The sequence below is a fragment of the Mesorhizobium sp. CNPSo 4689 genome (assembly GCF_057784325.1).
The window spans coordinates 213666-225775 of record NZ_JBWLUZ010000002.1 but is presented as its reverse complement, the minus strand read 5'-3'; the positions used below and the strand labels follow the sequence as shown (position 1 = coordinate 225775).

Sequence of the window (12110 nt, the reverse complement as noted above, 5' to 3'; positions counted from 1 at the left end):
GCACTTACTTCAAGATCTCGGCGTCCCTTGGCACGCCCGCATCGATAGGCTCGGCGGTCCTGTTCGACACGGCGGTGAGTTTGCCGGCGGGCGACAGGTTCGGGCGCACGAAGACCTGCGCGACGCCGTTGACGCGGCTGTAGAGGTCGATGATGTCCTGGTTCATGAAGCGGACACAGCCCGACGAAGCGTTCTTGCCGATGGAATCCCACTCCGGCGTGCCATGCAGCCGGTACATCGTGTCCTTACCGTCGTGGAAGAGATAGAGCGCCCGGGCGCCCAGCGGGCTCTGCGGGCCGGGCGGCATGCCGTCCTTGTATTTCGCCAATTCCGGCCGGCGCTGGATCATTTCCGGCGGCGGCGTCCAGACCGGCCACTTCTTCCGCGCCTGAACCACGGCGCTGCCGGTCCATCCGAAACCGGCCTTGCCGAGGCTGATGCCATAGCGGATGGCCTCGCCGCCGTCGCGTACTAGGTAGAGGAAGTGCTCGGAGGTATCGACGACGATCGTGCCGGGTTTTTCTCCGGTGGGGTCGGACACGATCTGGCGTACGAACTTCGGATCGAGCTTGTCTACCGGGATTGCCGGCAGCTGATAGCCCTCGTCGACGCGTGCCGCATACATGCTTGCGGCAGCGCCGAAAGCCGACTCGCTTGGCGGCGGCGGCGCTGCCACTGGCGGCGTCACCACCTCCGTCGTGGTGCATGCCGAAAGGGCCACCGAGGCCGCACTCAAAGCGGATGCACCGAGAAACGCGCGCCGGTTCAGGCGCTCAAGAAACAGCGGACTATCGGACATGATCCCCCCGGTTACCCCATAAGATATCTATAAAAGTGCGGCCCCTCGCACCCAGGACCAATATCCCATTCCGCAAGCTTTGAGAACATGACTGGCTCAAGGCACGCCAGAGCATGATGCCGAAAGGTGTGAAGCGGTTTTCGGGTGACATCATGCTCTATCTCTTTGATTTAGAGACGGATTCAGATTTCAGGTCGATTCGACCTGAAATCATCCGGCTCTAGGCGGAATTTTCCGACGCCGCATCGACCTGTCCCGCTAAATCGGCGATCATCACGGACTGGACTCAAAGACGAGCCTTCGCCGAGCAGCTCACCATGGACGAGAATATGCCTGGCCGCCGGCGCCCTGCCGATCTCACCAGCGGCCCGATCCCGCGCACATTGCTCTTGTTCGCCTTGCCGGTGCTGGGCTCCAACGTGCTGCAATCGCTCAACGGTTCGATCAACGCCGTCTGGGTCGGCCGCTTCCTCGGCGAGGCAGCTCTTACCGCAACCTCCAATGCCAATCTGGTGCTGTTCCTGATCCTCGGCACGGTGTTCGGCATCGGCATGGCGGCCACCATCCTGGTCGCGCAATCGGTGGGTGCCCGCGACCTTGCCGAGGCGCGGCGCATCGTCGGCACCAGCGCCACCTTCTTCTTCCTCATCTCGGTGTTGTTGGCGGTCTGCGGCTGGGTCTGGGTCGACGCCATCCTCAACACGTTGGGAACGCCGGCCGACGCCTTGCCGCTCGCCCGTTCCTATCTGCGCATCATCTTCGTCGCCGTGCCGATGATGAACCTCTTGTCCTTCGTCATGACGGTGCTGCGCGGCGCCGGCGATTCGCGCACGCCCTTCTCTTTCATGGCGCTGGCCGTCATGCTCGACATCGTCTTGAACCCGCTGCTCATCCGCGGCATCGGCCCCTTCCCCGAACTCGGCATTGCCGGCTCGGCCACGGCAACGCTGATCGGCCAGACGGTGAGTGTGATCGCCATCCTCGTCGTGCTCTATGCGCGCAAACATCCGCTGCGACTGGCCGGCGCCAATCTCGCTCTGTTGCGGCCGGATCCGGCGCTGCTCAGGATCGTCGTTTTCAAGGGCGTGCCGATGGGCCTGCAGATGATCGTCATCTCGGCGGCGGCGCTGACGGTGATGGGCATCGTCAATTCCTACGGCTCGCAGGTCGCCGCCGCCTATGGCATCGCCGCGCAGCTCTGGACCTATATCCAGATGCCGGCCTTGGCTATCGGCGCCGCCGTCTCCTCAATGGCGGCCCAAAATGTCGGCGCCGGGCGCTGGGACCGCATCGGCCGTATCGCCGCCTCCGGCGTCGGCTTCAACCTCGTGCTGACCGGCGCGCTGGTCTACCTGCTGTTCCTTTTCGACCGGTCGATCCTCAGCCTGTTCCTCAGCACCGACAGCGCGGCAATCGACATCGCCGCCCATATCAACAATGTCGCGTCCTGGTCCTTCATCCTGTTCGGCGTCACCATCGTGCTGTTCGCCACGGTGCGCGCCACCGGTGCGGTGATGCCGCCGCTGATCATCCTGGTGATCTCGGTGCTGATCGTGCGCATCGGCTTTGCCTACTTTTTCCGGAGCGTCATTGGCGAGGAAGCGCTGTGGTGGAGCTTTCCGGCCGGCTCGATCACCTCGCTGGCGCTCGCCGCCGCCTACTACCGTTTCGGCGGCTGGCGAACCATGCACATGATCGAGAACAGGCCGGCTGCCGGCGAACCGCCGGACACCGGCCTCGGCGTGCCGCGCCAGCGCGCAAACATGGCACCGGAGACGCCGAACGGCTGATGCTCAGCGCGCGTATTTTGCGCCAAACCCCAGCGCCACCAGTGAGAAGATGGTGATCATGCCTGCGAAGGCGAGGCTTGCCGTCGTGGCACTTGTCCAGCTCGACAGAAGGCCGATGCCGATGACCGGCAGCGCGTTGCCGCAGAAGCAGCAGATGAAGAAGGCGGACACCACTTCGGCGCGGCGGTCGGCGGGCGCGATCTGGTTCACCACTTGCAGGCCGCCGCGATAGCCGAGCGCCGCCGCCACGCCGCAGCAAGCCGTCGCTGCAATCATGATGGGCATGGATGCGAAGAATTGCGCGGCGACGACCAAGGCGACCGTCGGGATCATCAGCACCAGCGCTGCCAGCATGGTGGCGCGGCTCGAAAACCGCGTCGTCGCCAGGATGGTTGCCGCAGCCACGATCGACAACTCGAAAAACAGTGCGCCAGCCTCGGCATGGCTGGTCGCATGCAGCTGCTGTGCCAGGATGCTGGGCGCCAGAGCTGCATAGAAGCCAACCAGCGCCATGGCGCCGAAGCCGGTCACCGCGGGTGCCACGAAGCGCGCGCGGATGGCGCCGGGAACGGAGAGGCGTGGCTGCATGGAGACATCGGCAAGTCGTCCGTGGCGCGCAACGGTCTCGCGCGTGCGCCAGATCAGCACAGTGACCACGGCGAGCACCGCCAGGTAGACGGCGAATGTCAGCCTCAGCGGCCATGGCGCGTATTCGGCCAGCAATCCCGACGCCAGCGCGCCGAGGCCAAGGCCGACGAAATTGGTGCTGGTGGCGATCGTGGCGGCGCGTGATTTATCGTCGCCGGCAATCAGCTCAGCAAGCCAGGCAGTGCCGGTTCCCGCGCCGATACCTATGCCGAGGCCGCTCAGTATCCGGGCCACATCGAGCCAGGCGACATTCTCGGCGAGCAGAAACAACAATGCGCTGACCACCGCAATCGCCATTGACGCCAGCGCGGCAGGACGGCGGCCAATGACGTCGGACAATCGTCCGAACACCAGCAGTGCTCCGAGATTGCCGACCACATAGACGGCATAGACCAGTGTCAGCGTGATCTGCGAGAAACCAAAGGCCTGCTTGTAGATGACGTAAAGCGGCGTCAGTGCCGTGCTGCCAGCAAAAAGCACCGCGATCATTGTAGCGACAACGGCGATTGCAGCGCCACCGCCGAGTTCGTTGTCTCTCGTCATGGTTTCAGCGTGGATGGTCTTTTCGACCTCTGCTTTTGCATTTTTGGGGATACTCGCCTAACGCCTATTTGGGGATCGCCGTTCCCCTTGCCGAACGCGCTCCTGACAATTTTGGCAGCATGGCGGCGTCGCCATATACGTGGCGGTGGCGGTGATCTGGTTCGTGCCGGACAGGCGCTTCGAAAGGCTGGTCGAACAAGCAGCCGCTATTTGCGCATCGCCTTCAGCTTTTCGGCGACCGACGCGGCAAGGTCGGCATAGCGCTCTTCCAGCCGTTCGGCCGCCTTGATGATCGGGAAATCATGGCCGAATTTCTCCAGCGCCATGCGCAGTTTCTCGACGAACTCGGCCTGTTTTTCCAGCGCCGAAAACAGCGTCTTCACCTGCGCTTCGCTGATGTCGGGATTGGCAAGCATCTGCGGCACCTCCCGGCCCATCTGGTCGCCGGTGGCGGTCTGCTCCTTCAGGATCTCGATCCAGTCGGTCAATCGGCAAATCCTTCCTCTGTTCGCGCAACATGCGCAGCGCGTGCCAATATGGTCAACCCGAAGACGTCGAACCGGACTTGCCTGGGGCGCATCGGACGCTAAGTTCGGCGCAACCCCGAACAAGGAAAAAATCATGACCAGCGATGCCGAAATCCAGACCGCTTTGCCCGCCCTCGCCTCCGGCAACGTCGCCGTCATCACCGGCAGCGCCAGCGGCATCGGCCTTGCCGCGGCCAAGCGGCTGGCAGCCATGGGCATGAAGATCGTGCTCGCCGACATCGGCGGCGCGCGCCTTGACGCGGCCGCCCGCGCGGTCGCCACGATCGCCGGCGAGGATGGCGTTCTCGCCGTCGCCACCGACGTCGCCAAGGCGGACGAGGTCGACCGGCTGGCGCAAAAGGCGCACAGCGCCTTCGGCGGCGTGTCGCTGCTGATGAATAATGCCGGCGTCGGCGACAATCCGGGAAAACCCTGGGAAAACCGCGATGCCTGGAAGCGGCTGCTCGACATCAATTTCTGGGGCGTCGTCCACGGCGTCGAGGCCTTCGCGCCGGCTATGCTGGCATCGGGCAAGCCTGGCCTCATCGTCAACACGGGCTCCAAGCAAGGCATCACCACGCCGCCCGGCAACCTCGCCTACAACGTCTCCAAATCAGGCGTGAAGACTTTCACCGAGGGCCTCGCGCATGCCCTGCGCAACGAGCCAGGCGCAAAGGTCTCGGCCCATCTGCTCATCCCCGGCTTCACCTTTACCGGCCTGACCGAAGGCGCGGTGGAAAAACCCGCCGGCGCCTGGACCGGCGAGCAGGTCATCGATTTCATGCTGGCATCGCTGCTGCATGGCGATTTCTATATCCTTTGCCCGGACAACGAAGTCGCGCGGCCGACGGACGAAAAGCGCATGGCCTGGGCGATTGGCGACATCATCGAAAACCGCCCTGCTCTGTCGCGCTGGCACCCGGACCACAAGGACGCCTTCGCGGCATTCATGAACGACTGACAATCACGCGGCCTGGCCCTTGGCGCCGCGCTTCTGGGCCACCGCCTTCCTGGCGGCCATGTCGGCGATCTTCTTGTCATGCCGCTTTGCCGCCTGTTCGCATTTGGCGCGGATCTCCTCGACCTCGGTTTCGGTCAGATGCTCGATACCGATGAAGGTGTTGTGAGCCCGGCCGACCCGGATCAACTCGTCGAGCTTGGCCTGGATCGCCGCGCCGTCGCGGTTCTGGGTGTTCTGGATCAGGAACACCATCAGGAAGGTGACGATCGTGGTGCCGGTGTTGATGATCAGTTGCCAGGTGTCGGAAAAGCCGAAGATCGGCCCGGTCACCGCCCAGGCGACGATGATCAGGCAGCAGGCGGCAAATGTCAGCGGCAAGCCGGCAAGGTGCGCGACCTTGTTGGCGATGCTGGTAAAAAGCTTCTCGAACATCGGCAATCCCCAAATGACGGCGACGAGATGATCCCAAGGGATCATCTCGCACCGGGAGAAACAACCACGGCGGCTCCGGGTTCCCTCCAACAAGGGTATTTCGTGAACGCGGCGTACGCGCCTGCGCGAGATTCAGGGAATGTCGTTTTCCCAGCGATCGAGGAAAGCCTCGATCGGCATCGCCTGCATGTCGGGGACCGCCTTGGCTAGTTTTTCCGGCGCCCAGTCCCACCACGCCAGGCTTTCGATCCGCGCCGCAATGTCGGCGCCGAAGCGCTGGCGCAGCGGTTTCGCCGGAACGCCGGCGACGATCGCATAGGCCGGCACATCGCGCGTCACCACCGCGTTGGCGCCGACAATCGCGCCATTGCCGATCGTCAGGCCCGGCATGATCACCGCGCCGTGGCCGATCCAGACATCGTGGCCGATGCTGACCGACTTTGCCTGGCGCCGCTCGCGGAAGCCCGCATCGACGCCCAGCCAGCGGAAATACTCGTTCGGCCGGTAGCTGATCTTGTGCTGCGTCAGCCGCTCGATGGGATGCTCCAGTGCATTGATGCGGCTGTTGGCGGCAATCGAGCAGAACTTGCCGATCGTCGTGTAGATCGCTTCCGCATGGCGCTCGAAATAGGAGAAGTCGCCGACCGTCACCTCGCGCAGCACGACCCGTTCGCCGATCGAGGCGTAGCGTCCGAGCTTGCACGCCTTCAACTCCGCGGTCGGATGAATGCGCGGTTCCGGGTCTTTCAGGACAAGATTTTCGGCACGGTCCATGTGGCGGCTTTACGCCCGGACGATTGGTCCCGCAAGCGGGACCAATCGTCCGTCAGCTGTTGCCAGGGTCTATTTCGGCTTGCCTTTGGTCCACACCACGTTCTGGCCGTAGAGCGGCACGGTGGTGACGGACATCTTCGCCGAACCATCCTGGACCTGGCGCGAATGCGACAGATAGATCAGCGTCTCGTTGGTCTTGTCGTAGATGCGGTTCACCACCTGCTTCTTCCAGATCAGGCTGATGCCTTGCTTGAAGACTTCCTCGCCGCCTTCGCTCATGTCGATGTCGCCGATGGTGATCGGGCCGGTCTGGCGGCAGGAGATCGAGGAATCCGACGGATCCTCGAACCAGTTGCCCTTCTGCAGGCGGTCGATGACACCGCGATCGAAATAGGAGACGTGGCAGGTGACGCCCTCCACTTTCGGATCCTTGATCGCCTCGACGATGATGTCGTTGCCGAGCCAGTCGACGCCGACCTTGCCCACTTCGTCTGCCGCCGCCACACCGGTGCCGAGGACAAGGCATGCGGCCAGGGCGCCGCCGATCAGTTTTCGCAAATGAGCCTCCTGCGGTTCGCGTTTTGCCGACCTCAGGTGGGACGGGCAGCGGGACTTTGCAAGCAGATCGTGTGTGCGCCGCCTGCCGGTTGCGGCAACGCGACATCTTTGCGTGCGAACGCCAAACCGGTAAGAGTGTTCACCGAACAAGGGCTTTCCGCGCCCATCCGGCGCGTGCCATGACAATCACGACGGACACCCATTGATGATGCGTTCAATACTGGTCGGCATTCTCGTCCTGATGGCGGCGGGCATCGGCTGGCTCACCTTCGACTGGTATCGCGGCCATTATGGCGGCGAGCCGTTCGGCACGCCGTTCACATTGGTCGACCAAAAGGGCGCCCCGATCACCGAAGCAGCGTTCAGGGGTCATCCCAGCGTCGTCTTCTTCGGCTTCACTCATTGCCCGGAAGTGTGCCCGACCACCCTCTTCGAACTGGCCGGCTGGCTGAAGACGATGGGCGACAGCGGCAAGAACCTGAATGCCTATTTCGTGACCGTCGACCCGGAGCGCGACACGCCCGAGGTGATGAACACCTATGTCGGCAATTTCTCCGACCGCATCGTCGGCATCACCGGCGATCCGGACAAGGTCCACGCCATGGCCAAGGGCTTCAGCATCTACTGGAAGAAGGTCGACACCGGCGACGGCGACTACACAATGGACCACACCGCTTCGGTGCTGCTGCTGAACGCCAGGGGCGAATTCTCCGGTACCATCGCCTATGGCGAAAGCGCCGATACCGCCATTGCCAAGCTGAAGCGGCTGGCGGCGGGCTAGAGCATGATCCCGAAAAGTGGGAACCGGTTTTCGGAAAAGATCATGCTCAAGCAAGAAACAATCTCATGACCCAGACGCGGCTCTACTTCACCACCCGCAAGATCGAGGCCGAGCGTATCTTCGCGGCGCTCGAAGTTGCCTTCGAGGACGAGGGCCTGCCGATCGCCGTGCTCGAGGTCGATGAGGATCGTGACATCCACGAAGTGTCGCTCTATGCCGATGGCGACGTCGATGTGGTCGAGGCAAGGGTCAAGGACGTCCTCGCCGGACTCTCTTTGCCGAAACCGATCGAGCGCGAAACGCTCCCCGAAATCGACTGGGTGGCGCGCTCGCTGGAGGGTCTGAAGCCGGTGCGCGCCGGGCGTTTCTTCGTCCATGGCGCGCATGACCGCGACAAGCGCCGCAGCGGCGACCTCGCCATCGAGATCGAGGCCGGCCTTGCCTTCGGCACCGGCCATCACGGCACCACATCCGGCTGCCTGGAAATGCTGGAAAAGGTCGTGCGCCGCGAGCATCCGGCGAATGCGCTCGACCTCGGCACCGGCAGCGCCGTGCTGGCGATCGCGCTGGCAAAACTCGCGCATATTCCGGTGCTGGCGACCGATATCGATCCGGTCGCGGTCAAAGTGGCTGCCGCCAATGCCCGCCTCAACCACGTCAAGGCGCTGGTCGAAACGGTGACGGCGCCGGGCTTCCACCACCCGATCTTTGCTGCGCGCGCGCCCTTCGATCTCATCGTCGCCAACATACTGGCGCGTCCGCTGATGCGGCTGGCGCCGGAAATGGCCAGGCATATATCGTTGGGCGGCTCGATCGTGCTCTCCGGCATTCTCGACCGCCAGCGCGACGCGGTGGTCTCGGCCTATGTCGGCCAGCAGTTCCGCCACGTCAGGACCTTGCACTGCGAAGGCTGGGTGACGATCCATCTCAAGCGGTAGCACCGGAGAACCTGGACCAAATCCAGCCGGTTGTCAGGCAAGCGGCGCTGTAGCAGTTTGCGCCTGCGCAACGCCCCTGCCGGAAATCGATTCCGATCCTTGGGGTCATGCGTTATGCTTGCGGCAAGAGGAGAGGCCACCATGTTCCAGACCTTTGATTCCGCTGGCGATCCGGCTGTCGGCAAGCCGCGTGTGGCGCTGCTGCGCCAATGGCTGGCGGCCAACGGCCTCGACGGTTTCATCGTGCCCCGCGCCGACGAGCATCAGGGCGAGTACGTCGCCGACCGCTCGGCACGGCTGAAATGGCTGACCGGCTTCAGCGGTTCGGCCGGCGCCGCCATCGTGCTCGCCGCCCGCGCCTTCATGTTCGTCGACGGGCGCTACACCCTACAGGTGCGCAGCGAGGTCGATCTCGACATTTTTTCGATCGAGAGCCTCGTCGACAACCCGCCCGCCACCTGGATCAAGGACAATCTCGGCAAGGGTGCCAGGCTTGGTTTCGATCCCTGGCTGCATACGCTGAGCGAGGTCAAGGCGCTGCAAACCTCTGCCGAGCAGTCGGGCGCGGTACTTGTGCCGCTCGAGAAGAACCCGATCGACGTCATCTGGAAGGACCAGCCCGAATCGCCCCGGGCGCCAGTCGAGATCCACCCGATCGGCTTTGCCGGCGAACTGGCTAAGGACAAGCTGGTACGGCTGGCGGCTGCGATCGGCAAGGATGGCGCCACGCATGCCGTGCTGACCGACCCGTCCTCGATCGCCTGGGCCTTCAACATCCGCGGCGGCGACGTGCCGCACACGCCGCTGGCGCTCGGCTTTGCCGTGCTTGCCGCCGACGGTTCGCACCAGCTGTTCATGGACCAGCGCAAGTTCTCGCGCACCGTCGCTGCCTACCTCACCCAGCTTGCCGAATTGCACGAACCCGGCAAGTTCGAGGCGGCCATCGCTGCCCTGGCCAAGGGTGGTGCAAAAATCGCGCTCGACCCGGTGCTGGTGGCGGAGAAGCTGAAGATGCTGGTCGAGGACAATGGCGGCACTGTCGTTGCCGCGCCCGATCCCGCTCGCATTCCGCGCGCCACCAAGAACCAGGCCGAGATCAACGGCAGCCGCGCCGCGCATCGTCGCGACGGCGCCGCCATCGCCAAGCTGCTCTGCTGGCTGGATCGCCAGAAGCCGGGCACGCTCGACGAGATCGCGGTCGTCACCAGGCTTGAGGAGACGCGCCGGCAGACCGGCGAGGAGACGCAGATGCCGCTGCGCGACGTCTCCTTCGACACCATCTCGGGCGCCGGCCCGAACGGCGCCATCATGCATTACCGCGTGGCGCGCGCCACCAGCCGCAAACTCGCCGATGGCGAACTGTTCCTGCTCGATTCCGGCGGGCAATATCAGGATGGCACCACCGACATCACCCGCACCGTGCCGATCGGCGCGCCGACCGAAGAGATGCGCGAGCGCTTCACCCTGGTGCTGAAGGGCATGATCGGCATTTCCATGCTGCGCTTCCCCGCCGGCACGCGCGGCTCCGAGATCGACGCGGTGGCGCGCATGGCGCTGTGGAAGCATGGCTGCGACTTCGCCCACGGCACCGGCCATGGCGTTGGCTCTTATCTGGCGGTGCATGAAGGCCCGCAGCGCATCGCCCGCACCGGCACCGAAAAGCTGCTCGCCGGCATGATGCTCTCCAACGAGCCCGGCTACTACAAGGAAGGCGCCTACGGCATCCGCATCGAGAACCTCGTGCTGGTGACCGCGGCCGAACAGGTAGAGGGCGGCGACATCGCCATGCACGGTTTCGAGACGCTGACGCTGGCGCCGATCGACAAGCGATTGATACGCACCGACCTTTTGACGCGCGACGAACTGCACTGGCTCGACCAGTACCACGCGCGCGTTCTGGCTGAGATCGGCCCGATGCTCGACGGTGAAACGCTGGCCTGGCTGGAGAAGGCGGCGGCACCGCTGCCGCACGACGCGAAGATCTGACGTAGAGGGGCCCAGTATTCAGCTTGGAAGGCTGACGCTGCCCCTCATCCGCCTGCCGGCACCTTCTCCCCGTATAGTGACGGGGAGAAGGGGCTGACTGCAACGTTGGCGCTCTTTTTTTCTGCTACGCAGGCGATTGGCGAAACCATCGACGACGGCGTCTTTCTCCCCGTCACTATACGGGGAGAAATGCCCGGCAGGGCAATGAGGGGCGGCACAGACGGCTCGAAACGGTCGCGCCGGCAGAACTCTACCCGACGAACTGCCGTGCCAGGATCAGCACCGCCGTACCGGCCAAAAACATCGCCATCAGGCCGCCGCGCAGCGACGCCAGCGCAGTGACGATCAGCGCCGCCCATTCGGCGGGCCCGGCGCTAAGTGCGGCCGGCGCGACCAGTGTCGTCAGCACCGCCGCCGGCACCGCGTTCAAGCCCGCCTCGACGCGCGGATGGATGTTTTCGAAGCGCGAGATGACCAGATGCCCGCCGATGCGGGTGAGATAGGTGGCGATCGCGCCGGCGATGATGATCCACAAGGTGGTGCTCATGGCCGTTCCCCCACGCCGCTATGGTGCGGCGGCAGGATGACCGCCAACAGCATGCCGGCGACCGCGCCGATGGAAACGTGCCAGGGCGAACCCACTGTCTTGTAGGCGATGATCGAGGCAACGGCGCTGGCCATGACCACAGGCAGCCAGAGCGGCCGCTTGCGAAAACCAAGCACCAGGCCGAGGAAATAGATCGGCAGCAGGAAGTCGATGCCCAGCGCATGGGTGTCGGGAATGAGCTTGCCGAACACCGCGCCGAGCGCGCTTTCGACCACCCAGAACACATAGACCGGCAGGCCAAGCCCCAGATACCAGACAAAGCCGACCGTCTTGCCGGACGCCGCCCTGGCCTCGGCCACGGCGTATTGCGGATCGGTCATAATGAAATAGCCGAGCGCCTGCTGGATCACAGGCCAATGGGAGATACGGCGGCCGAGGCCGGCGGAATAGAGCACATGGCGAAAATTGACGGCGAAGATCGACAGCACGATCAGCCAGGGCGCGACATGCTGCCCGAACAGTTCGATGCCGACCATCTGGCTGGCGCCGCCGAAGACCAGGGCGCTCATCAGGAAGGCCTCGAGCACGGAAAACCCGTTGTCGACGGCAATCGCCCCGAACAGCAAGGCAAACGGCGCCGACGCCACCACGACCGGCATCGAGAGCCGCACGCCGTCCCAGAAATCGCTTTTTGCGCTGCCCTCGGAGATCGCTTCCACAGCCATCGACCACTCCTGCCAGAACGGTGGTATGTAGGGAGAGCCGGCTTTCTTGTCACACCAATTCGCTTGAGCCAATCGATCAGCGGAAATGATCGCCGGGCGTG

The 12110-nt window shown here is 64.1% G+C and carries 13 protein-coding genes; 5 read left to right on the top strand and 8 right to left on the bottom strand.

The genetic code is table 11. The features are described from left to right. Positions 1–4: 4 nt before the first annotated feature. Positions 5–799, bottom strand: a complete 795-nt coding sequence (locus AC04SI_RS03875) for a L,D-transpeptidase (protein WP_404275507.1) — start codon at positions 797–799, stop codon at positions 5–7. A 317-nt stretch (positions 800–1116) separates the two neighbouring features. Between AC04SI_RS03875 and AC04SI_RS03870 the strand changes: the two genes are divergently transcribed. Then, complete coding sequence (locus AC04SI_RS03870; RefSeq protein WP_404275506.1) at positions 1117–2589, top strand: MATE family efflux transporter; 1473 nt, start codon at positions 1117–1119, stop codon at positions 2587–2589. 3 nt (positions 2590–2592) lie between these two features. Here AC04SI_RS03870 and AC04SI_RS03865 read toward each other — a convergent pair whose 3' ends face one another. Next, positions 2593–3780: an MFS transporter gene (locus AC04SI_RS03865; protein ID WP_404275504.1), complete on the bottom strand. Its 1188-nt coding sequence runs from the start codon at positions 3778–3780 to the stop codon at positions 2593–2595. A 206-nt stretch (positions 3781–3986) separates the two neighbouring features. Continuing rightward, positions 3987–4268 (bottom strand): hypothetical protein, encoded by a 282-nt coding sequence (locus AC04SI_RS03860; protein WP_192180865.1) that lies wholly within the window; start codon positions 4266–4268, stop codon positions 3987–3989. A gap of 133 nt (positions 4269–4401) precedes the next feature. On the opposite strand from AC04SI_RS03860, the gene AC04SI_RS03855 reads away from it, so the two are divergent. Next, positions 4402–5268 (top strand): SDR family NAD(P)-dependent oxidoreductase, encoded by an 867-nt coding sequence (locus AC04SI_RS03855; protein WP_404275502.1) that lies wholly within the window; start codon positions 4402–4404, stop codon positions 5266–5268. Positions 5269–5271: 3 nt separating this feature from the next. On the opposite strand, the gene AC04SI_RS03850 is transcribed toward AC04SI_RS03855, so the two are convergent. From AC04SI_RS03850 to AC04SI_RS03840, 3 genes are all read right to left on the bottom strand, one after another. Further along, positions 5272–5700: a low affinity iron permease family protein gene (locus AC04SI_RS03850; RefSeq protein WP_404275501.1), complete on the bottom strand. Its 429-nt coding sequence runs from the start codon at positions 5698–5700 to the stop codon at positions 5272–5274. Positions 5701–5832: 132 nt separating this feature from the next. Continuing rightward, positions 5833–6474, bottom strand: a complete 642-nt coding sequence (locus AC04SI_RS03845; RefSeq protein ID WP_404275499.1) for a DapH/DapD/GlmU-related protein — start codon at positions 6472–6474, stop codon at positions 5833–5835. A gap of 69 nt (positions 6475–6543) precedes the next feature. After that, positions 6544–7032 (bottom strand): CreA family protein, encoded by a 489-nt coding sequence (locus AC04SI_RS03840; protein ID WP_006204882.1) that lies wholly within the window; start codon positions 7030–7032, stop codon positions 6544–6546. Positions 7033–7237: 205 nt separating this feature from the next. Between AC04SI_RS03840 and AC04SI_RS03835 the strand changes: the two genes are divergently transcribed. From AC04SI_RS03835 to AC04SI_RS03825, 3 genes are all read left to right on the top strand, one after another. Beyond that, complete coding sequence (locus AC04SI_RS03835) at positions 7238–7813, top strand: SCO family protein (protein WP_282595050.1); 576 nt, start codon at positions 7238–7240, stop codon at positions 7811–7813. A gap of 65 nt (positions 7814–7878) precedes the next feature. After that, complete coding sequence (locus tag AC04SI_RS03830) at positions 7879–8751, top strand: 50S ribosomal protein L11 methyltransferase (RefSeq protein ID WP_488473928.1); 873 nt, start codon at positions 7879–7881, stop codon at positions 8749–8751. Between the two features lie 141 nt (positions 8752–8892). Further along, positions 8893–10737, top strand: coding sequence for an aminopeptidase P family protein (locus AC04SI_RS03825; protein WP_404275496.1), 1845 nt, complete (start codon positions 8893–8895; stop codon positions 10735–10737). A gap of 250 nt (positions 10738–10987) precedes the next feature. Here AC04SI_RS03825 and AC04SI_RS03820 read toward each other — a convergent pair whose 3' ends face one another. After that, positions 10988–11284, bottom strand: a complete 297-nt coding sequence (locus AC04SI_RS03820) for an AzlD family protein (protein WP_192180859.1) — start codon at positions 11282–11284, stop codon at positions 10988–10990. Then, the gene (locus AC04SI_RS03815) at positions 11281–12009 is read right to left on the bottom strand and encodes an AzlC family ABC transporter permease (RefSeq protein ID WP_404275494.1); all 729 of its coding nucleotides are present in this window, start codon (positions 12007–12009) and stop codon (positions 11281–11283) included. Before AC04SI_RS03815 ends, AC04SI_RS03820 begins: the two co-directional genes overlap by 4 nt. Positions 12010–12110 lie beyond the last annotated feature (101 nt).

Excerpts from the sequence above, each read along its gene's own strand:
- AC04SI_RS03875 (WP_404275507.1), bottom strand. The coding sequence starts at position 799 with ATGTCCGATAGTCCGCTGTTTCTTGAGCGCCTGAACCGGCGCGCGTTT.
- AC04SI_RS03870 (WP_404275506.1), top strand. The coding sequence starts at position 1,117 with ATGGACGAGAATATGCCTGGCCGCCGGCGCCCTGCCGATCTCACCAGC.
- AC04SI_RS03865 (WP_404275504.1), bottom strand. The coding sequence starts at position 3,780 with ATGACGAGAGACAACGAACTCGGCGGTGGCGCTGCAATCGCCGTTGTC.
- AC04SI_RS03855 (WP_404275502.1), top strand. The coding sequence starts at position 4,402 with ATGACCAGCGATGCCGAAATCCAGACCGCTTTGCCCGCCCTCGCCTCC.
- AC04SI_RS03850 (WP_404275501.1), bottom strand. The coding sequence starts at position 5,700 with ATGTTCGAGAAGCTTTTTACCAGCATCGCCAACAAGGTCGCGCACCTT.
- AC04SI_RS03845 (WP_404275499.1), bottom strand. The coding sequence starts at position 6,474 with ATGGACCGTGCCGAAAATCTTGTCCTGAAAGACCCGGAACCGCGCATT.
- AC04SI_RS03835 (WP_282595050.1), top strand. The coding sequence starts at position 7,238 with ATGATGCGTTCAATACTGGTCGGCATTCTCGTCCTGATGGCGGCGGGC.
- AC04SI_RS03830 (WP_488473928.1), top strand. The coding sequence starts at position 7,879 with ATGACCCAGACGCGGCTCTACTTCACCACCCGCAAGATCGAGGCCGAG.
- AC04SI_RS03825 (WP_404275496.1), top strand. The coding sequence starts at position 8,893 with ATGTTCCAGACCTTTGATTCCGCTGGCGATCCGGCTGTCGGCAAGCCG.
- AC04SI_RS03820 (WP_192180859.1), bottom strand. The coding sequence starts at position 11,284 with ATGAGCACCACCTTGTGGATCATCATCGCCGGCGCGATCGCCACCTAT.
- AC04SI_RS03815 (WP_404275494.1), bottom strand. The coding sequence starts at position 12,009 with ATGGCTGTGGAAGCGATCTCCGAGGGCAGCGCAAAAAGCGATTTCTGG.